The sequence below is a fragment of the Ruegeria sp. BC3 genome (assembly GCF_056539265.1).
Window position 1 is genome coordinate 179,575 of record NZ_JBQFUP010000005.1, and the last position, 26,444, is coordinate 206,018.

General features: G+C 58.7%; 31 protein-coding genes. 20 read left to right on the forward strand and 11 right to left on the reverse strand.

All coding sequences use genetic code 11. From position 1 onward, the window contains the following. Nucleotides 1-132: 132 nt before the first annotated feature. The gene (gene dprA, locus ACR0MV_RS15450) at nt 133-1,263 is read right to left on the reverse strand and encodes a DNA-processing protein DprA (protein ID WP_480702699.1); all 1,131 of its coding nucleotides are present in this window, start codon (nt 1,261-1,263) and stop codon (nt 133-135) included. A 241-nt stretch (nt 1,264-1,504) separates the two neighbouring features. Further along, nucleotides 1,505-2,926: a metalloprotease TldD gene (gene tldD / locus ACR0MV_RS15455; protein WP_480702701.1), complete on the reverse strand. Its 1,422-nt coding sequence runs from the start codon at nt 2,924-2,926 to the stop codon at nt 1,505-1,507. 176 nt (nt 2,927-3,102) lie between these two features. On the opposite strand from tldD, the gene coxB reads away from it, so the two are divergent. The 11 genes from coxB to ACR0MV_RS15510 all read left to right on the forward strand — a co-directional run bounded on the left by coxB (nt 3,103) and on the right by ACR0MV_RS15510 (nt 13,075). Continuing rightward, entirely contained in the window at nt 3,103-4,014 is a 912-nt protein-coding gene (gene coxB, locus ACR0MV_RS15460) for a cytochrome c oxidase subunit II (protein WP_170426688.1), read from the forward strand. 83 nt (nt 4,015-4,097) lie between these two features. After that, on the forward strand, nt 4,098-5,054 hold the full coding sequence (gene cyoE, locus ACR0MV_RS15465) for a heme o synthase (RefSeq protein ID WP_170465513.1): 957 nt from the start codon (nt 4,098-4,100) through the stop codon (nt 5,052-5,054). Continuing rightward, nucleotides 5,051-5,212, forward strand: coding sequence for a hypothetical protein (locus ACR0MV_RS15470; RefSeq protein WP_170426686.1), 162 nt, complete (start codon nt 5,051-5,053; stop codon nt 5,210-5,212). Before cyoE ends, ACR0MV_RS15470 begins: the two co-directional genes overlap by 4 nt. Then, complete coding sequence (locus ACR0MV_RS15475) at nt 5,212-5,787, forward strand: cytochrome c oxidase assembly protein (protein WP_170426685.1); 576 nt, start codon at nt 5,212-5,214, stop codon at nt 5,785-5,787. The genes ACR0MV_RS15470 and ACR0MV_RS15475 overlap by 1 nt, the downstream gene beginning before the upstream one ends. A 21-nt stretch (nt 5,788-5,808) precedes the next feature. Then, nucleotides 5,809-6,624, forward strand: coding sequence for a cytochrome c oxidase subunit 3 (locus tag ACR0MV_RS15480; RefSeq protein WP_170426684.1), 816 nt, complete (start codon nt 5,809-5,811; stop codon nt 6,622-6,624). 171 nt (nt 6,625-6,795) lie between these two features. Beyond that, nucleotides 6,796-7,473: an SURF1 family protein gene (locus ACR0MV_RS15485; protein WP_480702702.1), complete on the forward strand. Its 678-nt coding sequence runs from the start codon at nt 6,796-6,798 to the stop codon at nt 7,471-7,473. Next, complete coding sequence (thrC, locus tag ACR0MV_RS15490) at nt 7,470-8,858, forward strand: threonine synthase (RefSeq protein WP_480702703.1); 1,389 nt, start codon at nt 7,470-7,472, stop codon at nt 8,856-8,858. Before ACR0MV_RS15485 ends, thrC begins: the two co-directional genes overlap by 4 nt. Continuing rightward, the gene (locus tag ACR0MV_RS15495; protein ID WP_480702704.1) at nt 8,855-10,117 is read left to right on the forward strand and encodes a M16 family metallopeptidase; all 1,263 of its coding nucleotides are present in this window, start codon (nt 8,855-8,857) and stop codon (nt 10,115-10,117) included. Before thrC ends, ACR0MV_RS15495 begins: the two co-directional genes overlap by 4 nt. Beyond that, entirely contained in the window at nt 10,117-10,701 is a 585-nt protein-coding gene (locus tag ACR0MV_RS15500) for a GNAT family N-acetyltransferase (protein WP_480702706.1), read from the forward strand. Before ACR0MV_RS15495 ends, ACR0MV_RS15500 begins: the two co-directional genes overlap by 1 nt. Before the next feature lie 102 nt (nt 10,702-10,803). Beyond that, on the forward strand, nt 10,804-11,622 hold the full coding sequence (locus ACR0MV_RS15505; RefSeq protein ID WP_480702707.1) for an MBL fold metallo-hydrolase: 819 nt from the start codon (nt 10,804-10,806) through the stop codon (nt 11,620-11,622). A 37-nt stretch (nt 11,623-11,659) separates the two neighbouring features. Beyond that, nucleotides 11,660-13,075 carry an FAD-binding oxidoreductase gene (locus ACR0MV_RS15510; RefSeq protein ID WP_480702708.1) on the forward strand — a complete coding sequence of 472 codons (1,416 nt, stop codon included), beginning with the start codon at nt 11,660-11,662 and terminating at the stop codon, nt 13,073-13,075. Between the two features lie 34 nt (nt 13,076-13,109). On the opposite strand, the gene ACR0MV_RS15515 is transcribed toward ACR0MV_RS15510, so the two are convergent. The 3 genes from ACR0MV_RS15515 to ACR0MV_RS15525 form a co-directional block, all read right to left on the reverse strand. After that, entirely contained in the window at nt 13,110-13,592 is a 483-nt protein-coding gene (locus ACR0MV_RS15515) for a fasciclin domain-containing protein (RefSeq protein ID WP_170426678.1), read from the reverse strand. A gap of 170 nt (nt 13,593-13,762) precedes the next feature. Continuing rightward, nucleotides 13,763-14,302, reverse strand: a complete 540-nt coding sequence (locus ACR0MV_RS15520) for an adenine phosphoribosyltransferase (protein ID WP_480702709.1) — start codon at nt 14,300-14,302, stop codon at nt 13,763-13,765. Nucleotides 14,303-14,383: 81 nt separating this feature from the next. Next, nucleotides 14,384-14,518, reverse strand: coding sequence for a hypothetical protein (locus ACR0MV_RS15525; protein WP_280636802.1), 135 nt, complete (start codon nt 14,516-14,518; stop codon nt 14,384-14,386). Nucleotides 14,519-14,623: 105 nt separating this feature from the next. Between ACR0MV_RS15525 and ACR0MV_RS15530 the strand changes: the two genes are divergently transcribed. Beyond that, a complete protein-coding gene (locus tag ACR0MV_RS15530; RefSeq protein ID WP_170426676.1) occupies nt 14,624-14,797 on the forward strand; it encodes a hypothetical protein in 174 nt (57 codons plus the stop codon). Between the two features lie 3 nt (nt 14,798-14,800). Here ACR0MV_RS15530 and ACR0MV_RS15535 read toward each other — a convergent pair whose 3' ends face one another. Together ACR0MV_RS15535 and ACR0MV_RS15540 are read right to left on the reverse strand one after the other, a co-directional pair. Continuing rightward, a complete protein-coding gene (locus ACR0MV_RS15535) occupies nt 14,801-15,430 on the reverse strand; it encodes a LysE family translocator (protein ID WP_480702711.1) in 630 nt (209 codons plus the stop codon). Nucleotides 15,431-15,482: 52 nt separating this feature from the next. Beyond that, entirely contained in the window at nt 15,483-16,499 is a 1,017-nt protein-coding gene (locus ACR0MV_RS15540) for a DUF418 domain-containing protein (protein WP_480702712.1), read from the reverse strand. Between the two features lie 208 nt (nt 16,500-16,707). Between ACR0MV_RS15540 and ACR0MV_RS15545 the strand changes: the two genes are divergently transcribed. Next, nucleotides 16,708-17,574 (forward strand): alpha/beta hydrolase, encoded by an 867-nt coding sequence (locus tag ACR0MV_RS15545; RefSeq protein WP_170426673.1) that lies wholly within the window; start codon nt 16,708-16,710, stop codon nt 17,572-17,574. A gap of 9 nt (nt 17,575-17,583) precedes the next feature. On the opposite strand, the gene ACR0MV_RS15550 is transcribed toward ACR0MV_RS15545, so the two are convergent. Beyond that, nucleotides 17,584-18,456 (reverse strand): S-methyl-5'-thioadenosine phosphorylase, encoded by an 873-nt coding sequence (locus ACR0MV_RS15550; protein ID WP_480702714.1) that lies wholly within the window; start codon nt 18,454-18,456, stop codon nt 17,584-17,586. Nucleotides 18,457-18,654: 198 nt separating this feature from the next. Between ACR0MV_RS15550 and ACR0MV_RS15555 the strand changes: the two genes are divergently transcribed. Continuing rightward, complete coding sequence (locus tag ACR0MV_RS15555) at nt 18,655-20,289, forward strand: SulP family inorganic anion transporter (RefSeq protein ID WP_480702715.1); 1,635 nt, start codon at nt 18,655-18,657, stop codon at nt 20,287-20,289. Nucleotides 20,290-20,316: 27 nt separating this feature from the next. On the opposite strand, the gene ACR0MV_RS15560 is transcribed toward ACR0MV_RS15555, so the two are convergent. Next, nucleotides 20,317-20,958 carry a CatB-related O-acetyltransferase gene (locus ACR0MV_RS15560; protein WP_480702716.1) on the reverse strand — a complete coding sequence of 214 codons (642 nt, stop codon included), beginning with the start codon at nt 20,956-20,958 and terminating at the stop codon, nt 20,317-20,319. Continuing rightward, nucleotides 20,958-21,563 carry a flavin reductase family protein gene (locus tag ACR0MV_RS15565; protein ID WP_480702717.1) on the reverse strand — a complete coding sequence of 202 codons (606 nt, stop codon included), beginning with the start codon at nt 21,561-21,563 and terminating at the stop codon, nt 20,958-20,960. Before ACR0MV_RS15565 ends, ACR0MV_RS15560 begins: the two co-directional genes overlap by 1 nt. Before the next feature lie 72 nt (nt 21,564-21,635). On the opposite strand from ACR0MV_RS15565, the gene ACR0MV_RS15570 reads away from it, so the two are divergent. The 5 genes from ACR0MV_RS15570 (at nt 21,636) to ACR0MV_RS15590 (ending at nt 24,672) form a co-directional block, all read left to right on the forward strand. Next, a complete protein-coding gene (locus ACR0MV_RS15570; RefSeq protein WP_480702718.1) occupies nt 21,636-22,130 on the forward strand; it encodes a GNAT family N-acetyltransferase in 495 nt (164 codons plus the stop codon). Between the two features lie 52 nt (nt 22,131-22,182). Then, nucleotides 22,183-22,926, forward strand: coding sequence for an EcsC family protein (locus ACR0MV_RS15575; protein WP_170465474.1), 744 nt, complete (start codon nt 22,183-22,185; stop codon nt 22,924-22,926). Between the two features lie 124 nt (nt 22,927-23,050). Next, nucleotides 23,051-23,515, forward strand: a complete 465-nt coding sequence (locus tag ACR0MV_RS15580) for an NUDIX hydrolase (protein WP_480702719.1) — start codon at nt 23,051-23,053, stop codon at nt 23,513-23,515. Between the two features lie 71 nt (nt 23,516-23,586). Beyond that, the gene (locus ACR0MV_RS15585; RefSeq protein WP_480702720.1) at nt 23,587-24,030 is read left to right on the forward strand and encodes a DUF1178 family protein; all 444 of its coding nucleotides are present in this window, start codon (nt 23,587-23,589) and stop codon (nt 24,028-24,030) included. Between the two features lie 3 nt (nt 24,031-24,033). Next, on the forward strand, nt 24,034-24,672 hold the full coding sequence (locus tag ACR0MV_RS15590) for an SDR family NAD(P)-dependent oxidoreductase (RefSeq protein ID WP_480702721.1): 639 nt from the start codon (nt 24,034-24,036) through the stop codon (nt 24,670-24,672). Here the strand turns inward: ACR0MV_RS15590 and ACR0MV_RS15595 are convergent. Then, nucleotides 24,666-25,019, reverse strand: coding sequence for a hypothetical protein (locus ACR0MV_RS15595; RefSeq protein ID WP_170426663.1), 354 nt, complete (start codon nt 25,017-25,019; stop codon nt 24,666-24,668). The genes ACR0MV_RS15590 and ACR0MV_RS15595 overlap by 7 nt on opposite strands. 164 nt (nt 25,020-25,183) lie before the next feature. On the opposite strand from ACR0MV_RS15595, the gene ACR0MV_RS15600 reads away from it, so the two are divergent. Then, complete coding sequence (locus ACR0MV_RS15600; protein WP_170426662.1) at nt 25,184-26,422, forward strand: aspartate kinase; 1,239 nt, start codon at nt 25,184-25,186, stop codon at nt 26,420-26,422. Nucleotides 26,423-26,444: the final 22 nt, after the last annotated feature.

Here is a 26,444-nt window from a genome sequence, read left to right on the forward strand (position 1 = left end):
TGCGTCTTCTATGATCGTGCAAAATGTGGAGGGCAAGGGCGAATTGTCAATGCGTTCCTTTGAACACTTAAATAATGGGGCGATTTCAACAGTCTGAGTAGGGTTTGAAGACGCCGACTCGGCTTTGGTCGATCACGCGGTCAAAGACAACAGACCGCCCGGCTGACGTTGAACGCGCCCATCGAGCTCCAGATCGATCAGGGCCGGGCCGATCTCTCCTGCCGTCGCCGCAATGTCGCGGATCAACTGATCCTCGGCAATCGGGGACGGTCCAAGCCGCTCCAGGATTTCTTTGTGCAACGCGGTGCCTGTGACCGATGGCGTTGCGTGCAGCTCTGGTAAGCTCGGTTCGTTGATCGGCTGCACGTCCTGTTTCGGCAGGGCTTCAACCACGTCATCGGCTGACCGTATCAGGGTCGCTCCATCCCGGATCAACAGGTTGCACCCGGCGGCGCGGGCGTCGAAAGGGTGGCCGGGGACAGCCAGGACCTCACGGCCCTGATCCAGCGCGTCCCGCGCGGTGATCAGGCTGCCGGACTTGGCGGCAGCTTCGACCACGACGACCGCTTGCGCGAGGCCGGAAATGATCCGGTTCCGGCGCGGAAAGTGACGCGCTTGCGGCGTGACACCCATGGGCTGCTCTGAAACGCGCAATCCGGTCTGAGAGATCTTCTCTGCAAGGGCTGCGTTCTCGGCGGGGTAAACCACATCCACACCACCTGCCATGACAGCAACGGTTCCCGTTTCGATTGTCGCGAGATGGGCCGCGGTATCGATTCCGCGCGCCAATCCGGAACCGATGACGTAGCCTTGCTTGCCGAGGTCCGTCGCCAGCCCTCGTGCCATTCGCGCGCCAAGCGACGAACAGTTGCGTGCGCCAACCAAGGCTATCGCTTGGCGTTTCAGCAGAGAGACATCGCCAACAGCCCACAGCATCGGTGGGGCGTCGGGCAAATCGTTCAAAGCATCCGGAAAATCAGCGGACCCAAGGCACAAAAGTTTTGCCTTCGCAGCTTTTGCCGCCCTGAGTTCCGCCTCAATCACGCCGGGGGGGCAGATTTCATACCCATCAATTCCGGCAGCGCGTGCCATTTCAGGCAGCGCGGCCAGCGCATTCTGCGCCGAGCCATGTTCCCGCAGCAGTCGCCGAAACGTAGCCGGACCAACCTTGCGAGAGCGCAACAGACGAAGCCAGGAAAACCGGTCCTCTTCCGTGGTGGGTGGGAGTGTGGGGTGATAGGAAGAAAGCTGCTCTTCGGTCATCCGATGCTCCGCCTGATTGCAGAACTGGTTTACGGCTGACGGGGTTAACAGCTTGTGAATCTCTTCAAATTATCCGGAAAATTTTCGAGGTCTGGCGTTGGTGATAATTCAAGTACTTGAAAATTATATGATAAATCTACCAGGCGTTTGGTGCGGTCAAAGACCCCAACTCCAAAACCTGCGGGAATCGAGAGCGCCGTGTTAACCGAACGCTCTCTGATCTGACCCCGGCGATTCTTGATCAGGCCGCCGATCCGCCGACGGTCAGGCCGTCCATCAAAACGGTTGGCTGACCAACGCCGACCGGCACCCATTGACCATCCTTGCCGCACGTTCCCATGCCCGGATCAAGCGCCATGTCATTGCCCAGTCCACGAATGCGCTTCAATGCCGAAGGTCCGTCTCCGATCAATGTCGCGCCTTTGACAGGGGCACCAATCTTACCGTTCTCGACGCGATACGCCTCGGTGCAGGAGAAAACGAACTTGCCGTTGGTGATGTCTACCTGACCGCCGCCAAATCCAACGGCCCAGATACCGTCCTTGATATCTGCCACCAAGGAGGCAGGATCGGCATCGCCGCTTAGCATCACGGTGTTGGTCATCCGTGGCATGGGTTTGTGCGCATAGCTCTGACGTCGTCCGTTTCCGGTGGGCGCGACGCCCATCAGGCGTGCGTTCTGGCGATCCTGCATGTAGCCGGTCAGGATACCGTCCTCGATCAGAACCGTGCGCGAACTGGGCGTGCCTTCGTCATCCAAGGTGATCGAGCCGCGGCGATCCGGGATCGTTCCATCGTCCACGACGGTCACGCCTTTGGATGCGACTTGCTGACCCATCAGACCGGCAAAGGCTGAGCTGCCTTTGCGGTTGAAATCACCCTCCAGCCCATGCCCGATTGCTTCGTGCAGCAGGATACCGGGCCACCCGGGGCCAAGCGCAATTTCCATTACGCCAGCAGGGGCGGGGATTGCGTCCAGGTTGACCAAGGCGATGCGCAGTGCCTCGCGCGCTTTATCCTGCCAATCGCTTGGGTCGATTAGTCCGTCCAACCCGACGCGCCCGCCACCTCCGGCCGAGCCGCTTTCACGGCGGCCGTTCTGTTCAACGATGATCGAAACGCCCAGGCGCGTCATCGGGCGCACGTCACGCACCAGCACTCCGTCAGGGCGCAGGATTTCGACCTCTTGAACGCTTGCCGCAATGGTTGCGCTGACCTGCACCACTCGGGGGTCGAGATCGCGGGCAAAGGCGTCGATCTCGCGCAGCGTCTCGATCTTGACCGGGAAATCGGCAGATTCGATCGGGTCTTCGTGCGTATAGAGGCGCGTGTTGGTGGGTCGGGGCGCATCGGCCAGCGTGCCGCCACCATCACCAACAGCCAATCGTGCCGTCTCGGCCGCGCGCTTCAAGGCGGCGATCGAAACGTCGGTTGAATGTGCATAGCCTGCGACTTCGCCCTGAACGGCACGCAGGCCGAACCCTTCGGATGCGTCATAGGATGCGGTCTTTAACCGACCATCATCAAAGACCAGAGACTCGGATTTTCGCCGCTCGACAAACAGTTCTCCGTCCTCGGCCCCGGCCGTGGCAGACTGCAGAACCGCAAGCGCTTCGTCCTGCGGAATAGCGCTTTCAAATGGGCGAAACGGGTCGTTGGGCATGGGTTGGGACCTTTCGAGTTTGATCCAGATCAAAAATAGCGTCTGTTTGACGCAAGCATTTTGCTTTATCTACCCGTCGGAATATGGTTTTTAACGCGGCCAAAGACAACGGGAGAGGTGCGACTGATTCACACCTTTTCGCCAGAGAAGCAAAGATCAGACGATCAGGACAGAAAATGAAGAATGCTTTGATGCTTTCGGGGCTCATGACAGCCCTCTCCAGCCTTCCCGCCATGGCTCAGGAGCTTGAAATTATTGGTAAGCCGGTCGATGGCGGCCTGGGCTTCCAGCCAGCAGCGACCAGCCTGGCCGAAGGGATTCAGCGGCTGGACGCCATGATTTTGGTAATCATCACCGCGATCTGCGTGTTCGTGGCAGGTCTGCTGGTGTACTGCATCGTGCGTTACAACCGTCGCGCAAACCCGGAACCGGCGCGATTCTCGCACTACACACCGGTTGAGATTGCGTGGACCATTGTCCCGATCCTCATTCTGGTCTTCATCGGTGCCTTCTCGCTGCCGGTTCTGTTCAAGCAGCAGGAAATCCCCGAAGGCGATATCACCATCAAAGTCGTGGGCAACCAGTGGTACTGGACCTATGAATACGTCGATCACGATTTCGCATTCGACAGCTATCTGCTGGGCCACCCGGCCACATTGGATGAGGGTGCCCGCCCTGCCGATGCGGATGTAACTCCGTTTGTTCTGGATGACGCGATGCGCGCCAAGCTGGCAGACGCGGGCTACGGGGAAGATGAATGGCTGCTGGCCACCGACACCGCTGTTGTTGTGCCCGTTGGCAAGATCATCGTCATGCAGGTCACCGCGTCCGACGTGATCCATTCGTGGACCATCCCGTCCTTCGGCGTGAAGCAGGATGGTGTTCCCGGTCGTCTGGCAGAGCTTTGGTTTGAGGCAGAGAAAGAAGGCGTCTATTTCGGCCAGTGTTCGGAACTGTGCGGTAAGGACCACGCCTATATGCCGATCACCGTCAAAGTCGTCAGCGAAGAAGCGTACGAGCAGTGGCTGCAAGGCGCGTTGGAAGAATATGCAGGCCAGCCTGCATCCTTCCAGGTCGCATCGAACTGATCCCGCCGCGGGCTGAATGCCCGCGCAAAACGTAATGCAGGCTGCGCGGAAATCGCGCAGCTTTCGCCCCAAAAGGACCGGAAATGAGCGACGCAAGCATCAATGCCAGCACGGTACGCGCCAAGTCCCAAGAGGATGAGGCCAGCTTTGGCGATTTCTTTGCCCTGCTGAAGCCGCGCGTCATGTCGCTGGTCGTGTTTACGGCTCTGGTCGGTCTTCTGGCGGCTCCGGTTCCTGTGCACCCGTTTGTCGGTTTCTGCGCTATCCTGTTTATTGCCATTGGCGGCGGCGCCTCGGGCGCGCTGAATATGTGGTGGGATGCGGATATCGACCGGGTGATGAAGCGCACCAAGAAGCGCCCGATACCCGCCGGTAAAGTCGAAGAGGGTGAGGCCTTGGCGATCGGACTGGCGCTGTCCGGCCTGTCCGTCATCATGCTGGGCCTCGCGACCAACTGGTTTGCAGGAGCTTTCCTGGCGTTCACCATCTTTTTCTACGTGGTCATCTACACGATGTGGCTGAAGCGCTCGACGCCGCAGAACATCGTGATCGGTGGCGCAGCCGGAGCCTTCCCACCGGTTATCGGGTGGGTTGCGGCGACTGGCTCGATGTCGCTTGAGCCGTGGCTGATGTTCGCACTGACCTTTATGTGGACCCCGCCCCATTTCTGGGCCTTGGCGCTGTTTATGCGTTCGGACTATGACGATGCGGGCGTTCCCATGCTGACCGTCACCCATGGCCGTCGCGCCACGCGCTGGCACATTCTGGTTTACACTGCTCTGCTGGCCCTTCTGGCGGTTGGGACGGCCTTTTCCGGTATCGGCGGGCCGATCTACCTGACAGTTGCCGTTGTGCTGAACGCGCTGTTCTTGCGCGGTGCATGGCAGATTTCGCGCCGGTCCGAGGATGACGCCGAAGCTGATGACTTCAAGGTCGAACGCTCGTTCTTCAAGCTCTCGCTATTGTATCTTTTCCTGCACTTCGGCGCGATTCTGGTTGAGGCGCTGTTGAAACCCTATGGTCTGGGAGGTTGGTCATGAGTCTGCGAAAGACCCACGAACTTCACCAACGCCGGTTTAGCCGCAATCTAGGGGTCGGCCTGACTCTGGCGGCATTCATCGTGATCATCTTTGGCCTGACGGTTGTCAAAGTGTCTGGCACCGACTTCAGCCTTGCAACGCAGGAGGTTCAGAACTGATGGCTTTGACGGGTCCACAGAAAACGGTTGCGCAGACAGTTGGTGTGGTTGTCCTGATGGGGAGCCTAGCCTGGGCCGCTGTTCCGTTTTACGACTGGTTTTGCCGTGTTACCGGTTTTGGTGGCACCACCGGGGTAGCCGAGGCCGCGCCCGAAGAAATCTTGGATCGCAAGGTAACTGTCCGTTTCGATGCCTCGAAAGCCAAAGGGTTTGGTTGGGAATTCAAACCGGTCGAACGCGAGATGGAAGTGCGCATCGGCGAAACCGGACTGGCCTTTTATGAGGCATACAATCCGACCGATCGCCCCATTGCCGGACAGGCATCTTACAACGTAGCGCCCTATTCTGCGGGCGGGTATTTCCAGAAAATTGCCTGTTTCTGCTTTGAAGAGCAGGTGCTGCAACCCGGCGAACGTGTTGAGATGCCGGTAACCTTCTTCGTCGACCCGGAAATGGTCGATGATCTCGAAGCAAAGTATGTTCATACGATCACGCTGTCGTATACATTCTACGAAATTGACCTGCCCGAGGGCTATGCCGCCCTTGAGACGCAGGCTGATACAACAACGAACTAACGCCTTAGGTGAGGGACGCTGATGGCACACGCAAAAAACCATGATTATCACATTCTGGCCCCGTCGATCTGGCCTCTGATCGGCGCGATCGGTGGCTTTGTGATGCTGTTCGGAGCCGTCCTTTGGATGCACGGCATGACGCCGTGGATGTTCTGGGCCGGGCTCGTCGCGGTTCTCTACACCATGTTCGCCTGGTGGTCCGAAGTTGTGGTCGAAAGCCGCCAGGGCGATCATACGCCGGTTGTGCGGATCGGTCTGCGCTATGGCTTCATCCTGTTTGTTATGTCCGAGGTGATGTTCTTCTTTGCCTGGTTCTGGTCGTTCTTCAAACATCGCATGTATCCGATGTACGACTATGCCGGTACGGAATACATCCAGCCGGACATTCACGCGGTGGATCCGTTCCATCTGCCGCTGATCAACACTCTGGTCCTGCTGCTGTCGGGCTGTGCGATCACCTGGGCACACCATGCGCTGGTACACGACAACGATCGCAAGGCTCTGATCAACGGTCTGGCCATCGGTATCGTTCTGGGTATCCTGTTCACCCTGCTGCAGGCCTATGAATACTACGAGTTGCTGGCCCACGAAGGTTGGGAGTTCGGTGGCGACCAGTTCTATTCGAACTTCTTCATGGCGACCGGGTTTCACGGCGCACATGTGATCATCGGGACCATCTTCCTGACCGTGTGTCTGATCCGAGCTCTCAAGGGTGACTTCACGCCCGAGAAACACGTCGGTTTCGAAGCTGCCGCATGGTACTGGCACTTTGTCGACGTTGTTTGGCTGTTCCTGTTCTTCGCGGTTTACATCTGGGGTCAGGCTCCGCTGATGTAAGGCCAGAAGGGCAATCAAAATGCGAAAGCCGCCCTTTTTGGGGCGGCTTTTTCTCTATCCGGGGCGCAATATTGCGCCCCATACAATTGCGTGGTTGCCTTTCGGCAGCTGCAGCCCTTAACAAGACGCCGGCTCTGTCAAAGCTATCGAACAACGCAACTTGGTCCTGAAATGCGCCGCATCTTATTCCTGCTGATTTTTGGTGTTGCCGGTCTGGCGATCCTTGTGTCGCTGGGTGTCTGGCAGATGCAGCGTCTGGCATGGAAGCAGGGTGTGCTGGCTGAAATTGAAAGCAGGATTTCTGCGGAGCCGGTTGGTTTGCCAGATACGATCTCACCGGATGCCGACAAGTACCTGCCGGTCACGATCACCGGCGATATGGAGCCGGGCGAGATTCACGTTCTGGTCTCGGTCAAGCAGGTCGGGGCAGGGTACCGCATCATTCAGTCTTTCAGCACTGAGGATCGGACGATCCTGGTGGACCGCGGCTTTGTCCCCGTGACGGCCAAGCAGGATGAGCGCCTATACGGTCCGATGGAGGTGATTGGAAACCTGCATTGGCCGGATGAGATCGACAGCTATACGCCCGAGCCGGACATCGACGACAATATCTGGTTTGCCCGCGACGTTCCGAACCTGGCCGCTGCCTTGGGGGCCGAGCCGGTGTTGCTGATCGCGCGGTCGCAGACCGATCCGGGCATCACCCCTTTGCCGGTCGACACGGCGGGCATTCCGAATGATCACCTGCAATATGCAATCACCTGGTTTGGTCTGGCCCTGGTCTGGGCCGCGATGACCGGATACTTCCTGTGGCGCAGCCGTGCCCCTTCTGAGAGTGACGCGACATGAAATACATCTCGACCCGTGGGCAGGCGCCCGAACTGAGTTTTGAAGAGGCGATGCTGACCGGGCTGGCTCGGGACGGCGGTCTGTATCTGCCCGCTGAAATCCCAGTGATGTCGCAGGATGAAATCGCGGCTTTGGCTGGCCAGCCGTACGAGGAAATCGCATTCCGCGTGATGTGGCCCTATGTCAGCGGCTCATTCGCAGAGGACGAGTTCAAACAGATCATCGCCCGCGCGTACGAGGGCTTTGGCCATGACGCCCGTGCGCCGTTGAAGCAATTGAACGAGAACCACTTCCTGCTGGAGCTGTTCCACGGCCCGACGCTGGCGTTCAAAGACTTTGCGATGCAGCTGATTGGTCAGCTGTTCCAGGTGGCCTTGAAACGACGCGGGGACCGCGTGACCATCGTCGGCGCGACCAGCGGCGACACTGGGTCGGCGGCGATTGAGGCGTTTCGGGGGCTGGACGCGGTGGACGTGTTTATCCTGTTCCCGCATGGCCGTGTCTCCGAGGTGCAGCGCCGCCAGATGACGACGCCTGCGGATAGCAACGTGCATGCGCTGGCCGTGGATGGAGATTTCGACGATTGTCAGGCCGCGCTGAAGGATATGTTCAACGATTTCGACTTCCGTGATGGTGTGAAGCTGGCCGGTGTGAACTCCATCAACTTTGCGCGAGTTCTGGCGCAGATCGTGTATTACTTCTCGGCGGCTGTCAGCCTTGGCGCGCCGCATCGCAAGGTCAGCTTTACCGTGCCCACCGGCAACTTTGGTGACATTTTTGCAGGCTATCTGGCCAAGCGTATGGGCCTGCCCATCGACCGTCTGGTGGTGGCAACCAACCAGAACGACATCCTGCACCGCTGCTTGACGGGCGAGGGGTATTTCAAGGGCGATACGATCCCTTCGATCAGTCCGTCGATGGATATTCAGGTCAGCTCGAACTTTGAGCGCGCGCTGTACTATGCCTATGGCGAGGACGGCGCAGCAGTGGCGCAGTTGATGGATGAGCTCAAGACCGGTGGTTTCAACGTCAGCCAGGGCGCGATGGAAGCGCTGCGCGAAAGCTTTGACTCAGGCCGCGTATCCGAAGACGAGACGCTGGAGACGATCAAACACACTCTGGCACATAGCGCCGAACTGGTTTGCCCGCACACCGCCATCGGCATCAAGGTCGGCGAAGAACATCGCAATGCCTATGTTCCAATGATCACTCTGGCCACCGCGCATCCTGCGAAGTTCCCGGCGGCGGTCGAGAAGGCAAGCGGTGAACATCCGCCTCTTCCATCCCGCATGTCTGATCTGTATGAACGTCCGGAACGGGTGACCCGCATTGCCAACGACCTGGGCGCCCTTGAGGAACATATCAAAAGGCATATTGCTGAGTGACTGTCAGACAAGACCAACTGAAGAACGGGTTTCGTATCGTCAGTGAACATATGCCGGGGCTGCAATCAGCGGCCATCGGCATCTGGGTGACCGCCGGCGGGCGGCATGAGCGGATCGAACAGAACGGTATCGCGCATTTCCTTGAGCATATGGCGTTTAAGGGAACTGAACGGCGCTCTGCGCTGCAAATCGCCGAGGCGATTGAGGATGTGGGCGGATACATCAATGCCTATACCTCGCGCGAGGTGACGGCTTATTACGCGCGTGTTCTCAAGGATGACGTCGCGCTGGCGATGGACGTGATCGGGGACATCGTCCTGAACCCTGTGTTTGACCCTCGCGAGATCGAAGTCGAACGGGGCGTGATCCTGCAAGAGATCGGTCAAGCCTATGACACGCCAGACGATGTGATTTTCGACTGGCTGCAGGAGCAGAGCTACCACGATCAACCTTTGGGCCGCACCATTTTGGGCCCGTCCGAGCGGGTCAGTGCCTTTTCGCGCGAGGATCTCTCGGGTTTTGTGGCAGAGCACTATGGACCCGATCAGATGATCCTGTCTGCTGCCGGTGCCGTCGATCACGACGCGCTGATGAAGATGGCTGAAGAGATGTTTGGCCATCTGCAGCCGCGTAAAGGGCTGATTGCCGAAGCGGCACGCTTTACGGGCGGCGAAGCGCGGCAGGAGAAAGAGCTGGAGCAGGCCCATTTTGCACTGGCGCTGGAAAGCCCCGGCTATCGCGATGACGCGATCTATACTGCCCAGATTTACTCGACCGCTCTGGGCGGCGGCATGTCCTCGCGCCTGTTTCAGGAGGTGCGCGAAACGCGCGGGCTTTGCTATACGATTTTTGCACAGACCGGGGCTTATGCCGACACCGGGACGACCACGATCTACGCCGGTACATCGGCAGATCAGGTCGCTGAGTTGGCTACGATCACCATCGATGAGATGAAGCGCGCCGCCGAAGATATGAGCCCGGAAGAGGTCGCCCGTGCCCGTGCGCAGATGAAGGCGGGGATGTTGATGGGGCTGGAAAGCCCGTCGAACCGCGCCGAGCGTCTGGCGCGGCTGGTGCAGATCTGGGGCCGGGTGCCATCGCTCGAGGATACGGTGGCCAAGATCGACGCGGTCAGCACCAAGGACGTACGTGCCTTTGCCGAGAACATGGCGGTAAAGGCCCCCGCTGCCTTGGCGCTGTATGGTCCGGTCTCAGGCGCGCCATCGTTGGCTGATCTGCAGGAGAGGCGTGCAGCGTGATGCTACTGGGCAGACGCAAGCTGAAACTCGAGACCGAGCGCCTGAGCTTGCGCCCGCCTGTGCATTCCGATTTCAATGACTGGGCGGCGCTGCGGCGCGCGTCCAAGGAATACCTCACCCCTTGGGAGCCGATCTGGGCCAAGGATCACCTGAGCCGCAAATCCTTTACAAACCGGGTCTATTGGGCGCAGCGATCCGTGGCCAGCGGCACTGCGATCCCGCTGTTCTTGTTTCGCCGGGCGGATGATGTGCTGGTCGGTGCCATTACGCTGGACAATGTGCGCCGAGGCCCGGCACAGGCGGGAACGCTGGGGTATTGGACCGGACAGGCCTTTGCACGGCAGGGTTACATGCGCGAGGCCATAGGCACGGTTGTACATCACGCCTTTACCCGACTTGACCTGAGCCGGATCGAGGCCGCGTGTTTGCCCGAAAACAAGCCTTCGCGCGGTTTATTGGAGAGTTCGGGCTTCAAATACGAAGGCGTGGCGCAATCCTATCTTCAGATCAACGGGCGCTGGCGGACGCATGTGCTGTATGCCTCGCTTCGCTCGGACCGGCGCGGCAAGACGGATGCGGGCTAGGGGGCTCTGCCCCCGCCGCAGCAAGCCGCGACTCCCCCGAGGTATTTTTGGCCAGATTAACAAGGTGCATGACTTGGCGAGCGCTTGCGCTAGTATTGAGCCATGCGGTGGATTCTTGTCGGGCTGATGATGATTGCGGGTGGTGCTGTGGCGCAGGAGCGTCGGCCGAGCCATTGCATCGCTATCGCGGACGCTGCACCGGGTATTGAGTACATTCACAAAGCCGCTTGGCAGGACCCGGTGCCTGAGTTCTCGGTCAGGATCAGTTATATTGCCCATGCCTCTTTTCTGATTCAGACCCAAGGCGGGTTGAACGCTGTCACGGACTTTACCGGATTTATCGGGAGCGCCGATCTGATCCCGGATGTGGTGACTATGAACCATGCCCACAGCACCCACTGGACGGCTAACCCGGACCCGGCCATTCCGCATGTGTTGCCAGGTTGGGGAGAGTTCGGGCAGGGGATCGAACACTACTTGGATCTGGGTGAGATGTTGGTGCGCAATGTGTCGACGGATATCCGGTCCTCCTATGGCGGGTATGAGGAGAGGGGAAACTCGATCTTTGTGTTCGAGGTCGAGGGGCTGTGCATCGGTCATCTGGGACATCTGCATCACGTGCCTTCGGATGAGCAGTTCGCTGCGCTGGGTCGGCTGGACGTGGTCATGGCGGCTGTGGATGGCGGAACGACCATGCCGCTGCCTGACATGATCACCGTGCTAAAACGCCTAAAAAGCTCGGTTATTATTCCAATGCACTGGTTCTCGGGGTTTTCTTTGGATCGGTTCCTGGTCGATATCCGCAATGATTTTCCGGTCGAGCGAAAAGGCGTGTCCGAGATCACGGTGTCCCTGCGCAATTTGCCGGATCGACCGACGGTCGTGGTATTGGAGCCTCAATACCTGATTGACCTGGAATAGGGCTTGCCGAGGCGTGGTACTTGGGCAAGGAAAGGGCATGACACTAAACCCTGCTGACGACACATTCGCCCGGTCAATTCGCGCTGTTTTAGGCGAAGAGGTGTTGCGACCCATTGACCCTCGATACTTGGAAGAGCCGCGCCGCAGGTTTGCGGGCCAGGTGGGAGTTCTAGCCTTGCCTCGGACGGCGCAAGAGGTTTCAACCTTGGTGCGCTTGGCCTGCGACGCTTCGGTCCCGGTTGTGCCATACGGCGGCGGCACCGGTCTTGTGGGTGGGCAGGTAATGGGCGAAGGCCCGGCACCCTTGCTGATTTCGTTGGAACGGATGGCGGCCATCCGTGCAGTCTATCCGGCTGAGAACATTTTGATTGCTGAGGCCGGTGCGATTTTGGCGGATGTGCAGGCCGCTGCAGAAGAGGCGGAACGGGTGTTCCCGCTGGCGCTTGCGGCGCAGGGATCATGCCGGATCGGTGGCAACCTTGCGACCAATGCTGGTGGCGTCAATGTTCTGCGATATGGTAATGCACGTGACCTGTGCCTTGGGCTTGAGGCGGTTCTGCCGAATGGTGAAATCTGGCACGGCCTAAGCCGATTGCGCAAAGACAATACCGGTTACGACCTGCGAAACCTGCTGATAGGGGCAGAGGGGACGTTGGGCATTATCACAGCGGCGTCCCTGAAGCTGTTTCCACGCCCTCAAGGTGTGGGGACGGCCATGTTTCAAGTGGAATCGCCGGAAGCTGCGATTGATCTGCTCGCATTGGCGCGCGATCAGGTGGGAGAGGGCGTCAGTACCTTTGAGCTGATCCACAAACAGGGTCTGCAGTTCCTGTCTGAGGTGCTGCCGGATATCCGCCAACCCTTTGCCACGCAACCTGAATGGATGGTGTTGATCGAGTTGGGGCTGTCTGGCGGAATATCACCGTCGGAAGCTCTGATGGCTTTGTACGAAGCGGCAGAGCATCGCGATTTGGTAAGCGATGCGGTGGTTGCGCAAAGCGAAGCACAGCGTTCGGAACTATGGGCCGTGCGTGAACAAATCCCCGAGGCCAACCGGTTGATCGGGTCGGTATCCAGTCACGATATCTCGGTGCCGATCTCGCGGATTCCCGAGTTTATTCAGCGCGGGTCCGATGCCATTGGCGCCTTGGGGCCGTTCCGGATCAACTGTTTCGGGCATTTGGGCGACGGCAATCTGCACTACAACGTCTTCCCACCTGCGGGGCACGACCGATCTGAATACGATGCACAACGCGGGCCGATCAAACGCGCTGTTCATGACTTGGTCGATGAATTTTCGGGGTCTGTCAGTGCCGAACACGGAATTGGTCGTCTAAAGACCGATGATCTGGAGCGATACGGAGACCCGGTCAAACTGTCGGCAATGCGTGCGATAAAATCGGCCCTTGATCCCAAGGGTATCATGAACCCCGGGGCAGTTCTGAAGGCGTAAGAGCGGCCCGTGTGGCACGGGCCGCCCGCAGAAGTTACGATTCAGGCAGGATCACCTTGTCGATGACATGGATCACGCCATTCGACGTCTCGATATCAGCCTGAACTACATTCGCGTCGTTGATCATGACACCGTTATCCAGATCGATCGTAATCTCGCCGCCCTGAACGGTCGCGGCTTTCATGTCGTCAGACAGATCGCCGGACATCACTTTGCCGGGCACCACATGATAGGTCAGGACCGCGACAAGTTGGTCTTTGTTCTCGGGTTTCAGCAGCGTTTCAACCGTGCCTTCGGGCAGTGCTGCAAATGCTTCATCCGTAGGTGCAAAGACGGTGAATGGGCCTTCGCCTTTCAGCGTGTCTACCAACTCGGCGGCTTGGACAGCTGCGACGAGGGTTTCAAAGCTTCCAGCGCCGACTGCTGTGTCGACGATATCCTTGGAGTGACCGTCAGCGTAAGCGGCAGTTCCCACGAAAAGGCTTGCGACACCGGCGATTGCGAGTTTGCGAAACATGGTCTGTATTCCCTTGTTGGTATGCCCTTGGTGGCATCAACGGGGGTACGCGCCGCTCTCAAAAAGAGATCACTGAATGTGTCGATAAGTTTGGGTTGAACGGGATGCGATCCGGGCTAAGCCTGCACGGCTCCGAATTTCCACTCACGTTTTTGTGATTGCGCGGAGTCTTACAGCCCTTCGAATTCGCACAGGACGAGAACGTCCATGCCCATTTCTTCAAGCACTTTGCGTCCGCCCAGTTCCGGCAGGTCGATGATGAAAGAGCACGAGACAATCTCGCCGCCCAGACGTTCGATCAGTTTGATGCCCGCCGCCGCAGTGCCGCCGGTGGCCAGAAGATCGTCAACAACAAGGATCTTCTCGCCCGGTTGGATAGCGTCGTCGTGAATCTCGACGATGGCTTCGCCGTATTCCAGTTTATAGTCCTGACTGATGGTGGTGCCGGGGAGCTTGCCCTTTTTGCGGATCGGGACAAAGCCGACGCTCAGCTGGTGTGCGATGGCGCCGCCAAGGATGAAACCGCGCGCCTCAAGCCCGACGACTTTGTCGATGCGTTCACCCGCATAAGGGTGCAGCATCTGGTCGATGGCCATGCGGAAACCACGCGGGTCAGCAAACAGGGTGGTGACATCCCGGAACATGATCCCTTCGTGCGGGAAATCAACGATGGTCCGAATGTAATCCTTGACCGACTTGTTTCTGGACATGGCCAACCCCTCTGGCGTCAAAACACGCTGGGCTGTTTGGCCCATTGGGGTCAGTCATGCAAGAAAAGATTACCGTCAGGTTTACTTGCGGTGTTCCGGCGTTGCCTTGGGCAGTCCATAGTAACGGTACAGCGCGGCGGGTAACCACGACAGGTGCGGTTTGCGCCAATTGCGCTGATCTCGCAAAAGAAATGCCTGAGCCACATGAAGGTTCATTGCCATAATCCTTTTTTATTGTTACTTGCTCGATAACTACAACTTCTATGCGATGTATATACAATGCATCGCAAAAAGAATCAAGGTTTGGTAGGGATAGAACGCGTGGGCAAGAAAGACGGCAAGGGCTCGACCAAGAAAAACAGTCAGTTGGTCTTGCGCCTGGACAAGGATGAACGGGACGCTTTTGTCGAGCTGTGCAAGGAACTTGACACTTCAGCCGCGCGGGAAATCCGGCGGTTCATTCGCGGGTTCATGAAGGAACACGCCGAAGAATAAGCGTCAGGCCGGGCGGCGTAAAACCGCTGTGGCCATACCCATTCCAATCAGTGTCAGCCCTCCGAACCGGGTCATCGCGGTGATGACACCTGCACGGCCGATCATGCGACGCAGCCTGTCGGCCAACAGTGCATAGGCCAGCGCGTTCAGCCATGCCAAACCGACGAAAGTGGCGATCAGGATCACAAACTGCGGCCCCAAAGGGTCAGCCGGACGCAGGAACTGCGGAACAAATGCGATGAAGAAGGCGATGGATTTTGGGTTCAACGCGGTCACGGCGGCGGCATGCCCAAAGACGCTTTGCGCCGTGACATCACGTCCAGTATCGACTGTCTCCAAGCCGCTCGACGGTGCGCTGCGCAGCAGTTTGATCCCCAACCAGATCAGATATGCAGCCCCAACCCATTTAAGTGCAGTGAACAATGTGGCCGATGCCAAAACCAAGGCTCCCAACCCCAAAAGCGAGGCGGTCATCGCCACCAGATCGCCAACGGCCACACCCGTCGCCGAGGCCACCGCAACACTCCGCCCCTTGGACAAGGCATAGCTGAGCACCAGCAAAACGGTCGGCCCGGGGATCAGCAGCAAGGCTGTGGAGGCAGCAACAAAGGCAAGCCAAAGGTCCAGGGACATTAGAAATCCTATCTTTGCATTTTCCGCAGCAAGCCTTGGCCGGAGCCGAAGGTCAAGCCCCTCGTGGCTGAGTGACAAACCGCATCAGCGCCTCAAGCGGACCGCGTTTGAATTTTCGCGACCAAAGCAAGGCAAAGATGGATGACAAAACGCAGAAGGCCAACACACAGGCAAAAACCTGCGGCGCGCTGAGAGATCCGTCCAGCAACCCGGCTTCTTCCAGAATGCCCATGCCAATCAGGATATGCGCCATATACAAGGTCAGGCTCTGCCGTCCCGGCGCGGTCAGGGCTGGGCCGATTCCCAGTCTCTCGATCTTTGGCCAGAGTTTCAGGAGCAGCCCGATCACGACACATGCCGAACCAGTGCCTGCAACGATATAGAACGGCCCCGGAGGGATGGCCTCGGTGCCCAGATAGGTCGCCAGATCGGGGTCTGTCGCCAAAATTTGTGGAAACAGCGCAAACACGGCGGCTCCGAAACCCCACATGATCAGCCGGTGCTGGATGCATAGTGTGTGGAGCTCGGACCGACCGATGGCCATGCCGATCAGCAGGAAGGCAGCCCAAGGCAGAACCGGGTGCCAGCCGTTGAAAAACAGGTTCCGCAAAAAGCCGGGAAGGGTCCATAGATCGGTGTAGGTCAGCGTGTCCCAATCCCAACCAAGGTCGTAGTTGAAGATCATGGTGGCACCGATTGCCAGTGTGACCACCCCGGCGGCCCCCAGCCACAGCACGCCGGTGGAGGCTGTCAAAAACATCGCGCCAACGACGAAGTATAGGGCGTAGAAGTGCAGAATGTCGGCGTCGAACACCGTCATGTTGATCAAGCCCAAAACAAACAGGAACGCTGCGCGCCGTAGCAGATCCGAGGTTGTAACGGTCGACAGCCCCACTCCGATACCGGCCAGAACGACGAACAGGGCCGCCGCGCGTCCTTCCAGCGAGCCGATCACGACCGAGGCCCAATCGTGACCGGGTTCAACTTGGGCTGCGATGCGAAAGTTCACCAGAACCATTCCGCAGAACGCCAGAAAGCGGGCTGCGTCCAAAGCGGCAAGTCTTTGCATGTTATTCCTTTGGTTTGCCAGTGGCTTGGTGGGCATTGCTTGGGCAACAGATCGGTGGGCAGAGCGCCTCGTTTCAAGATGGCTTGGAAAAAAGAAAACGAGCTGTGCAATGGGGCAACAAGTATAAAGATTGGATTAACTCTGGAACGTGTGGCTTGAAACGGGACAGTCCGTCCCCAAACTTGGGCCATGTTTCACGGAGAAGCCGATGGTTCAGACTGATCACACAAATGCAGGTGCCGCACCGGATACAGGCCCGTCGCTTGGCGTTCGTGTCAAGGGTGCGCTTATCCTGATGGTGCCACTGCTCGCGGTGATCTACGCGGGCATCGTCGGCTATATGTATGTGAACCAGCAATCGTTGCTGTTCAAACCAGAAGGTGAGCTGCCCGCGCCCAACATGGTTGGTCTGGCCGATGTCGAGACCGTTTCGCTGACGATGTCCGATGGTACCACACTGACTGCCTGGTCTGCCCCGCCCGCGACCGAGGGTGCGCCAACAGTTCTGTTTTTTCACGGTCAAACGGGGAATCTGGGCGACCGGGCCGACCGGATGAGAGAGATCCTGAACAGTGGCTTCGGCTTGCTGGCCCCCAGCTATCGCGGTTATCCGGGCAGCGAGGGCGAGCCGTCCGAATTTGCGCTGATCTCGGATGGCGTTCAATTGTATGACCACTTGAACAGCGACGGCGTGCCGGTTGTGCTGCATGGTCAAAGCCTTGGAACCGCCGTGGCGGCCGCTGTGGCGGAACAACGTCCGAATGCGCAATTACTGGTGCTAGAGGCTCCGTTCACTGCAACGGTCGACGTTGCAGCGGAAAGGTACCCCTGGTTGCCGGTGCATGCTCTGATGCGGGATCAATTCGCGACACGTGACTTGATCGAAGGCATTACGGTTCCCACGCTGATCTTCCACGGGACCGAAGACGAAACGGTCCCGCTGCATCATGGTGAAGCTCTGGCTGCAATGGCAGGGGACACGGCGGAAATCCACGTCATCCCGGATGGCACTCACAATGACCTGTGGTCACACGGACTGTGGGATCAGGTGCAACAAGCCTTACCCGCGAACTGAGTGCGCTAATCAGAGAACCCGACCGGCAACCGCATCCAGCTTGGCCAGCAAGGCCGGGTCGCGCTTATCCGGCGCTGTCAGGATGGCATATTCCAACGCTCTGTCGCAGCCATGAGGGCAGGGCGCGCGCTCGGCCCCCAGTAAATCAGGCAGACCCTTGACCAGAGCACGGCCTTTGTCGGCATTTCCGGTCAGCGTCGCGATAATGGCGGTCACATCAACCTCGCCATGGTCCGGATGCCAGCTGTCGTAGTCGGTGACCATCGCGACCGAGGCATAGCAAAGCTCGGCCTCGCGGGCGAGTTTGGCCTCGGGCATATTGGTCATGCCCACCACATCACAGCCCCACTGCTCGCGGTACATTTTGGATTCCGCCAGGGTCGAGAAAAGAGGGCCTTCCATTGCCAGATAAGTCCCACCACGGTGGATGTTGATCCCAGCCGCCTTGCCAGCAGTCTCGCACGCGTCCGACAGACGCAGGCAAGTGGGGTGCGCGACGCTGACATGGGCGACGCAGCCGGTGCCGAAAAAGCTTTTGTCGCGCGCAAAAGTCCGGTCGATGAACTGATCGACGATCACGAAATCGCCCGGAGCCATGTGTTCCCGGAACGATCCACAGGCCGAGACCGAGATCACGTCCGTCACACCCAGCCGTTTCAGCGCGTCAATATTGGCGCGGTAGGGCACCTCGGTCGGAGAATGTACGTGACCGCGCCCGTGCCGGGGCAGAAAAGCCATCTCGACCCCGTTCAGCGACCCGGTCAGGATCTCGTCCGAGGGTTCGCCCCATGGCGTTTCAACGGTGACCCATTCCGCATTCTCCAGCCCGTCGATGTCATAAATGCCGGATCCGCCGATGATAGCGAGTTTGGTTTGGGTCATGGCTGCTCTCCGCGTGAAAAACTGTTTTCAGAGTTCTGCGTGGCGGTTGATGGTTTGGCAAGTGGCTTCAAGGGTTTGTGTAATTCTTAAGGCAGCTATGCGCGGGGTGCATATCAGGGTCCCGCTGAGCGCGGTATCTCATGCCGCATAGGATGGGTAAAAGGCCCCTTTCGCGCGCACAAACCCACAGGACGTCCTATGCCCCGAGCCATGCTGGCAAGTTTTGCCAATCGTATAGCCAAACCCGATCTCCGCTGGATGCCGGATGAGGGGCTAACGGTCTCGCGCCTGCGGATCGAGCTGTTGTCGGGTCTGACCGTTGCTCTAGCGCTGGTTCCCGAAGCTGTGGCTTTTGCTTTTGTGGCCGGTGTTCACCCGTTGGTTGGGCTTTATGCGGCGTTTCTGGTTGGTCTGATCACTGCGCTGATTGGCGGCCGTCCGGGCATGATCTCGGGTGCAACTGGGGCTTTGGCCGTTGTGATGGTGGCGCTGGTGGCCGAGCACGGCGTGGAATACCTGTTCGCGACTGTGGTCTTGATGGGCATCCTTCAGGTCATTGCGGGCGCGATGCATTGGGGCAGGTTTATACGTCTGGTGCCGCACCCTGTGATGCTGGGTTTTGTGAATGGTCTGGCGATCGTGATTTTCCTGGCCCAGATGGGTCAGTTCAAGGTCCCGGGCACGATGGAGAACACTGGTCACGGCGTAGGCGGTGGAGAATGGCTGTCGGGCCTGCAACTGTACACCATGCTGGGACTTGTTGCCCTGACCATGGCGGTGATCTGGATCATGCCTCGTATCACGCGCATCGTTCCCGCGCCCTTGGCCGGGATCGTCGTCGTTGCGGCTCTGGTGATCGGCTTTGGGCTGGACGTGCCGCGTGTCGGTGATCTGGCCTCGATCGAGGGCGGACTGCCGCAATTCCATATCCCGATGGTGCCGCTGAACTGGGAAACATTCGAGATCATCCTGCCCTATGCTGTCATCCTCGCGGCCATCGGTCTGATTGAATCGCTGCTGACCCTGAACCTTGTCGGAGAGATTACGGGCAAGCGTGGAGGGGCTTCGCAGGAATGTATCGCCCAAGGCGCGGCCAACGTTGTCACCGGCTTCTTCGGCGGTATGGGCGGTTGCGCGATGATCGGTCAGTCGATGATCAACGTGAAATCCGGCGGTCGCACCCGCATCGCGGGGATCGCGGCGGCGCTGTTCCTGCTGATCTTCATCCTGTTTGCCTCGCCCCTAATTGAACAAATCCCGCTCGCCGCTCTGGTCGGCGTGATGTTTATGGTGGTGATCGGCACCTTCGCGTGGAACTCGTTCAAGATCATGCGCAAGGTACCCCTGACAGATGCCTTCGTCATTGTGCTGGTAACCGTTGTAACCGTGATGGAAGACCTTGCGGTCGCCGTTGTGGTTGGCGTGATCGTCTCAGCTCTGGCCTATGCCTGGAACAACGCCAAACGCATCCACGCCGTCACGCGTGACTCGGCCACGGAAGAGGGCGCCAAGGTGTATGAAATTCAAGGGCCGCTTTTCTTCGGCTCGTCCGATGGGTTTATCGAACTGTTCGATATTCCGAACGACCCGGACACGGTGATCGTGGACTTTGCAGAAAGCCGCGTTGTGGACCAATCGGCTTTGCAGGCAATTGAAAACATCGCAGCCAAGTATGAGGCCGCAGGTAAACGCGTAATGCTGCGCCACCTGAGCCGCGATTGTCACAAGCTGCTGAACAAGGCCGGTCACCTGATGGTCGACAGCGACGATGACCCGGATTACGAACTGGCGGTGGATTACTCGGTCCGTACCGGTATTCTGGGCGGCCACTGAATAAAAGGTGGCCGATTTGGCCGCCTTTTATTTTGGAGCAATCCGTTCCAGTTCTTCGATGTTTCCAGCCAGCAGCTCGCCTTCTGCTTCGGCGATCACCTCGGCGGGCCATTCCCACCAACTCAAAGCAAGAAGTCGGTTGATGGTGTCCTCGCCGAAGCGAAAGCGTCGCACTTCGGCCGGGTTTCCGGTGACGATCGCATAGGGCGGTACTTCGCCGCGAACGACGGACCCGGCTCCGATGATTGCTCCGGATCCGATCTGCGCACCGGGCAGGATCATTGCGCCATAGCCGATCCAGACATCGTGCCCGATAAGCGTGTCGCGCGTATCCGGCTGGTAGCCTGTCATCCGCTCGGGGTCGAACACCGGAAACGGAAAGCTGGTCAGCCCATTCATCGCATGATTGGCTGAGGACGTGATGAACCGAACGCCATGGGCGATCTGGCAGAACTTTCCCAGCACCAGCTTTTCCCGAGAAAAGGGGAATAGGTAGGGTGCCAGACGGGTGGCCCAATCCTCTGGTGCGTCGAAATCCGAAGCATAGCTGAACGCGCCGGCCTCAAATCTTGGGTGATCGATGGCTTGCGACAGAAAAACAGTGCCACGATGCTCGGCACCGTCGGGAAGCGTGACCGGGTATCTGCGAGATGGGTCAGGTAGGGGCATCAATCATCCGGTCTGGAAAGGCTGAACAACTCGGTGACCACCGAGTAGTCCCGATACCCAAGCCGCGCCAGCGGTCGGAACGTTGTGACGTCAAACATACCGTCGATGATGCAGTCGTCCCGGAGATGCACGCCGGTGACCTCTCCAAAAACAACCCGATTTGCCTCGCCTGGCAGGGTAACTATGCGCGTCAGCTTACATTCCAAGGCCGCCGGTGCACCTTCGATCCGCGCGCATGGGATGGTTTCACATTCGATCGGGGTCAATCCCGCATGGCCAAATTCATCGACATGTTTGGGAAGTCCAGCCGAGCTGGCGTTCATTGCGTCTCGATGCCCATGGGCCACCACGTTGACGCAGAAGACGCCGGTCGCCTCGATATTGGCCAGGCTGTCCTTTGTTCCGTCCTGATCGTGTTTGGTGCCGGTTGAGGCAAACATGACTTGTGGCGGCGTATAGGCAACGCCGTTGAAGAAGGAATAGGGGGCCAGGTTGTTGATCCCATCGGCGTCGCGGGATGAGATCCAGCCGATTGGCCGCGGCGTGATAATTGCATTGAATGGGTTGTGCGGCAGGCCGTGGCCGTCTTCGGGGCGATAGAACATAAGGTCTCCAAGCGTTTGCCCAAGGCGTACCGAAGTGCTAGGGCGAATGCCAGCAAGGAAAAGAGGGCGGGAGTGCAGCAGTTCGAGATCAGGCCGGAAAAGCCCGACGACTGGTGGGAGGTCGAGGCTCTTTATGACCTGTGCTTTGCGCCCGGTCGCGAAGCGCTGTCCTCATACCGTTTGCGTGATGATGTTCCACCTGTGCCCGGACTGTCTCTGGTCGCGCGCGATGGGCAGGGCATTCTGGCCGGTGCGATCCGGTTCTGGCCGGTTCACGTCGGTGAACATGATGCGCTGCTTTTGGGGCCTGTTGCTGTTCACCCGACCCATCAGGGCGAAGGATTGGGCGGTTTCCTGATCCATCAGGGGCTTGAGGCGGGCCGCGAAATGGGTTGGCACAGGGTGATGCTGGTCGGCGATGCGCCTTACTATGCGCGGTTTGGGTTCACTCGACTTGCGGGAGTAGAGATGCCGCCCCCGACCAACCCTGACCGGGTTTTGGGGGTGGAATTGACACCCGGTGTCTGGTCCAACGTTCGGGGTGCGGTGACCCGCTGGACGCGCTGAACTATTGAAACCGCAGCTTTCAGCCCCGATGTTTAATCGCAGGAGGGCTTTTATGCAGGACGTGCTTCTTGTCGAGAAACTGGATGCCGAGGCCGAGCTGGATCGGCTGGCCAAATACTACCGGTCTGCCGGAGGTCCGGGCGTAAAGCTGTTGAACAGTTTGGGCGGTTCGGCTGAATCGCTGTTGGAGCAGCTTCCCGAACCTATACGGCAAGGGTTGACCGGGGCGACTGAACAAGCGCTTTGGTTGGCAATGCATGCGGCTGAGGGGTCGCGCCGCGCTGTCCCGGATCAAAAGCCCTGGGTCAACACTGCGGTCGCGACGGCGATGGGGGCGGCAGGCGGCATGGGTGGTGTTTCGACGGCCCTGATGGAATTGCCTGCAACCACCGCCATGCTGCTGCGTGCGATCCAGGGGGCCGCATCCCGCGAAGGGTTTGATCCGTCCGAAGAGGGCGTCAAGTTCGATTGCGTTCAGGTTCTGTCGGCAGCTGGGCCACTGTCCTACGACGACGGGGCCGATCTGGGCTTTTTCTCGGTTCGCCTGACCTTGACAGGCCCAGCCATGCAGAAGCTGATTGCCGCCGTCGCACCGCGTTTGTCGATTGTCTTGGGCCAAAAGCTGGCAGCGCAATCGGTTCCGGTTCTTGGCGCGATTGCCGGAGGTGGTACGAACTATGTGTACACGCGCTATTATCAGCAAGTGGCCCGGGTACATTTCGGCCTGCGTCGACTGGCGATTGATGCCGATATCCCGCATGAGGATCTGGTGCGGAAGTTGGCGGCGCGTCTCTAATCCTGCTCGAATTTCTTGGAAATTTCCCCTTCATATAGTATTCTGACTTTAGCCAATCGCAAAATAGCCAAAAACACTAAAGGTTGGCATCGAGGAGCGGAATAGACTTGAAAGGCGGTTTGGCGTGACTGATGCAAGGCTTTCAGCCCGCTTGCAGCCCAAGGGTAGACACCTTGGAATTGCCCGACAATCTGCGGCTCTGTGCTATAGGGTCAAAGAAGGTCGGCTTGAGGTTCTGCTCATCACAACCCGCAAATCCAAGCGCTGGATCATACCCAAGGGTTGGTTGAGCGAAGGTAGGTCCGCCGCTCAGACCGCCACGCAGGAAGCGTGGGAGGAAGCCGGGGTCAGGGGCTCATGCGCGCCCGATCCGATGGGATTTTTCACCCATATCAAAAACCGAACCGAAAAAAGGCCTGTTTTGTGTCAGGTGGATGTGTTTCCTCTCCATGTGACGTCGACCTCGGCAAGCTTTCCTGAACAGGGTCAACGCAAAAGCAAGTGGGTGTCGCCCAAAAAAGCGGCTGATTTGGTTAATTCACCGGAACTATCCCAATTGTTACGGAAACTGGGTGCAATTCTGCACTAACTCGCCTTGCCAAGGGCTTGATCTTGCCATGTCTGTCGGTATCTATTTGGCTACCGAAAATTGGACGGACCATGATTCAATACGCATTGAAATGCAGCAACGGCCATACATTTGACAGTTGGTTTCAATCGGCCGCCGCTTACGACAAACTTGCATCTGCGGGCATGGTGACATGCGCGGTGTGCGGTGACGTGCAAGTTGAAAAGGCCATCATGACCCCGCGCGTACGTCCAGCGCGCAACGCTCAGCCTTCGCAGCCTGAGGAAAAGCCGGTCGAGGTTGCTACTCCGTCGCCTGATATCGAAAAAGTCCTGGCCGAACTACGCCGCAAGGTCGAAGAGAATTCGGACTATGTTGGCAAGGATTTTGCCAAAGAGGCGCGCAAGATTCATCTGGGCGACGCGCCTGATCGCGCGATTTATGGTGAGGCCAAGCCCGACGAAGCGAAAGCCCTGATCGAAGATGGCGTGCCGGTCGCACCGCTTCCTTTCCTGCCCACCAGAAAAACGAACTGACCCATGCATATCGTTATTACCGGCGCCAACCGAGGGATTGGCCAAGCCTTGGCGGCTCGCTACCGGGCGCAAGGCCATGATGTGACCGGTACGGCCCGTGACGGAACCGCACAGGTCGTTCTGGATGTCACGGATCCCGCGCAACATGGCGCAATGGCCGAAGGGCTGGCGGGGCGTCCGGTGGACTTACTGATCTGCAACGCCGGTGTGTATCAAGACAAGGGTCATGGCATGGACGGTTATCCGGCCGAGATGTGGGCCCAAAGCTTTGCCACCAATGTGACCGGCGTGTTTCTGACCGTGCAGGCTTTGTTGCCCAACCTTCAGGCCGCAAAGGGCAAGATCGCGATCCTGTCGTCACAGATGGCCTCGCATACGCGGGCGCCGGGCGGCAGTTACATCTACCGCGCGTCCAAAGCGGCGGCACTGAATTTGGGGCGCAATCTGGCGACGGACCTGCGCGGGGATGGTGTCGCCGTGGGAATCTATCATCCGGGTTGGGTGCAGACCGACATGGGCGGTGCGCAGGGCGACATTACCGTTGATCAGGCGGCCGACGGGCTGGTCGACCGCTTTGGCGTGCTGTCACTTGAAACAACTGGGTGTTTTGAAACCTGGGACGGCCAACCGCACGCTTACTGACGTTTTAATGCCGCGGTTGGAACCTCGTACACCTCATCGGGATCGATGAAGATCACCGTCAAATCCCCGCGGGTTTCATGGCTGATGCGGGCCGGAGAGCTGCTTGAGCTCGGTACACCATCCGTAAAATAGATGCTGCGCACTTCGCCGCCGCCCAAACCGACCGCAAGGGTCGTGGTGCCATCGTCGTGATGGCGCAATTCGGCGTGACAACTGCTAAGCGCTGCGCCGGCTTTGGCGCAGGGGATGGTTCCCAGTGCATTCTTGCCATCAGTTGCGGCCAGCGTGGACACTTGCGCAAGGGCAGGTGAGGACAAAAGGACAAGGGCTGCAGCGACGCGGAACATGGGGTACCTCTGGGATAGTATTCGTAGGCAGGCTGACAGCCTAGGGTTCGGTTGTAAAGCGGTCAGGTGCGGCCATCCGACTGGTTTTGAACTCTTGCCCTTGCGGCCCCCCTCGCATAAGACGCTCGGGATCAGAAATCCAAGGCGCGGAGACACCTGCCCCCATGCCCTTACTCGTGATGAAATTCGGCGGCACATCGGTTGCCAACCTTGACCGTATCCGCCGCGCTGCGAAACGCATCGGTGTCGAAGTGGCCAAGGGCTATGACGTGATCGTCATCGTCTCGGCCATGTCCGGCAAGACGAACGAGCTTGTAGGCTGGGTCGACGAAACATCGCCGCTGTATGATGCGCGCGAATACGACGCCGTCGTGTCCTCGGGCGAGAATGTCACCGCCGGTCTGATGGCGCTGACGCTGCAGGAAATGGATATCCCGGCGCGCAGCTGGCAAGGCTGGCAGGTGCCGCTGAAAACCACCAGCGCCCATAGCCAGGCGCGGATCGAGGAAATCCCGACCGACAACCTGAACCAGAAATTCGGTGAAGGAATGCGGGTCGCCGTCGTTGCCGGTTTCCAGGGCATCAGCCCCGAAGGTCGCATCACTACCCTGGGTCGGGGTGGCTCGGACACGACCGCTGTGGCCTTTGCCGCGGCCTTCGATGCCGAGCGGTGCGATATCTATACGGATGTGGACGGCGTCTATACCACCGACCCGCGCATCTGTGAAAAGGCGCGTAAACTGGACAGAATTTCGTTCGAGGAAATGCTCGAACTGGCCTCGTTGGGGGCCAAGGTGCTGCAGACACGTTCGGTCGAACTGGCGATGCGGTACAAGGTGAAACTGCGCGTTCTCTCAAGTTTCGAAGAACAATCCGACGAGGCCGGTACACTGGTCTGCGACGAGGAGGATATCATGGAATCCAATGTTGTGGCCGGTGTGGCCTATTCCCGTGACGAGGCCAAAATGACCGTCGTTTCCGTGGCGGACCGCCCGGGTATCGCCTCGATCATCTTTACCGCGCTCAGCGATGAAGGCGTGAACGTGGACATGATCGTGCAGAACATCTCGGACGAGGGGCGTACGGACATGACCTTTTCATGCCCGACCGATCAGGTTGCGCGGGCTGAAAAAGCGCTGCTGGCGATCAAGGATGCGGGCGAGCTGAACTATGCCGAGCTGGTCGCAGATACCGATGTTTGCAAGGTCTCGGTTGTAGGGATCGGGATGCGGTCACAGTCCGGTGTTGCGGCCAAGATGTTCAAGGTACTCTCGGATGAGGGGATCAACATCAAGGTCATTACAACCTCTGAGATTAAAATTTCCGTCCTTGTCGACAGGAAATACATGGAACTTGCTGTTCAGGCACTGCATGATGCCTTTGAACTGGACAAGGCGGCCTGAGCATTTCAGCCAAAGGTCTCGC

Excerpts from the sequence above, each read along its gene's own strand:
- ACR0MV_RS15555 (WP_480702715.1), top strand. The coding sequence starts at position 18,655 with ATGCCCCGAGCCATGCTGGCAAGTTTTGCCAATCGTATAGCCAAACCC.
- ACR0MV_RS15565 (WP_480702717.1), bottom strand. The coding sequence starts at position 21,563 with ATGTTCTATCGCCCCGAAGACGGCCACGGCCTGCCGCACAACCCATTC.
- dprA (WP_480702699.1), bottom strand. The coding sequence starts at position 1,263 with ATGACCGAAGAGCAGCTTTCTTCCTATCACCCCACACTCCCACCCACC.
- ACR0MV_RS15470 (WP_170426686.1), top strand. The coding sequence starts at position 5,051 with ATGAGTCTGCGAAAGACCCACGAACTTCACCAACGCCGGTTTAGCCGC.
- ACR0MV_RS15550 (WP_480702714.1), bottom strand. The coding sequence starts at position 18,456 with ATGACCCAAACCAAACTCGCTATCATCGGCGGATCCGGCATTTATGAC.
- thrC (WP_480702703.1), top strand. The coding sequence starts at position 7,470 with ATGAAATACATCTCGACCCGTGGGCAGGCGCCCGAACTGAGTTTTGAA.
- ACR0MV_RS15520 (WP_480702709.1), bottom strand. The coding sequence starts at position 14,302 with ATGTCCAGAAACAAGTCGGTCAAGGATTACATTCGGACCATCGTTGAT.
- ACR0MV_RS15535 (WP_480702711.1), bottom strand. The coding sequence starts at position 15,430 with ATGTCCCTGGACCTTTGGCTTGCCTTTGTTGCTGCCTCCACAGCCTTG.
- ACR0MV_RS15540 (WP_480702712.1), bottom strand. The coding sequence starts at position 16,499 with ATGCAAAGACTTGCCGCTTTGGACGCAGCCCGCTTTCTGGCGTTCTGC.
- coxB (WP_170426688.1), top strand. The coding sequence starts at position 3,103 with ATGAAGAATGCTTTGATGCTTTCGGGGCTCATGACAGCCCTCTCCAGC.
- ACR0MV_RS15505 (WP_480702707.1), top strand. The coding sequence starts at position 10,804 with ATGCGGTGGATTCTTGTCGGGCTGATGATGATTGCGGGTGGTGCTGTG.
- tldD (WP_480702701.1), bottom strand. The coding sequence starts at position 2,926 with ATGCCCAACGACCCGTTTCGCCCATTTGAAAGCGCTATTCCGCAGGAC.
- ACR0MV_RS15575 (WP_170465474.1), top strand. The coding sequence starts at position 22,183 with ATGCAGGACGTGCTTCTTGTCGAGAAACTGGATGCCGAGGCCGAGCTG.
- ACR0MV_RS15585 (WP_480702720.1), top strand. The coding sequence starts at position 23,587 with ATGATTCAATACGCATTGAAATGCAGCAACGGCCATACATTTGACAGT.
- ACR0MV_RS15545 (WP_170426673.1), top strand. The coding sequence starts at position 16,708 with ATGGTTCAGACTGATCACACAAATGCAGGTGCCGCACCGGATACAGGC.
- ACR0MV_RS15515 (WP_170426678.1), bottom strand. The coding sequence starts at position 13,592 with ATGTTTCGCAAACTCGCAATCGCCGGTGTCGCAAGCCTTTTCGTGGGA.
- ACR0MV_RS15500 (WP_480702706.1), top strand. The coding sequence starts at position 10,117 with ATGCTACTGGGCAGACGCAAGCTGAAACTCGAGACCGAGCGCCTGAGC.
- ACR0MV_RS15595 (WP_170426663.1), bottom strand. The coding sequence starts at position 25,019 with ATGTTCCGCGTCGCTGCAGCCCTTGTCCTTTTGTCCTCACCTGCCCTT.
- ACR0MV_RS15525 (WP_280636802.1), bottom strand. The coding sequence starts at position 14,518 with ATGAACCTTCATGTGGCTCAGGCATTTCTTTTGCGAGATCAGCGCAAT.
- ACR0MV_RS15590 (WP_480702721.1), top strand. The coding sequence starts at position 24,034 with ATGCATATCGTTATTACCGGCGCCAACCGAGGGATTGGCCAAGCCTTG.
- ACR0MV_RS15485 (WP_480702702.1), top strand. The coding sequence starts at position 6,796 with ATGCGCCGCATCTTATTCCTGCTGATTTTTGGTGTTGCCGGTCTGGCG.
- ACR0MV_RS15600 (WP_170426662.1), top strand. The coding sequence starts at position 25,184 with ATGCCCTTACTCGTGATGAAATTCGGCGGCACATCGGTTGCCAACCTT.
- ACR0MV_RS15475 (WP_170426685.1), top strand. The coding sequence starts at position 5,212 with ATGGCTTTGACGGGTCCACAGAAAACGGTTGCGCAGACAGTTGGTGTG.
- ACR0MV_RS15510 (WP_480702708.1), top strand. The coding sequence starts at position 11,660 with ATGACACTAAACCCTGCTGACGACACATTCGCCCGGTCAATTCGCGCT.
- ACR0MV_RS15480 (WP_170426684.1), top strand. The coding sequence starts at position 5,809 with ATGGCACACGCAAAAAACCATGATTATCACATTCTGGCCCCGTCGATC.
- ACR0MV_RS15560 (WP_480702716.1), bottom strand. The coding sequence starts at position 20,958 with ATGCCCCTACCTGACCCATCTCGCAGATACCCGGTCACGCTTCCCGAC.
- cyoE (WP_170465513.1), top strand. The coding sequence starts at position 4,098 with ATGAGCGACGCAAGCATCAATGCCAGCACGGTACGCGCCAAGTCCCAA.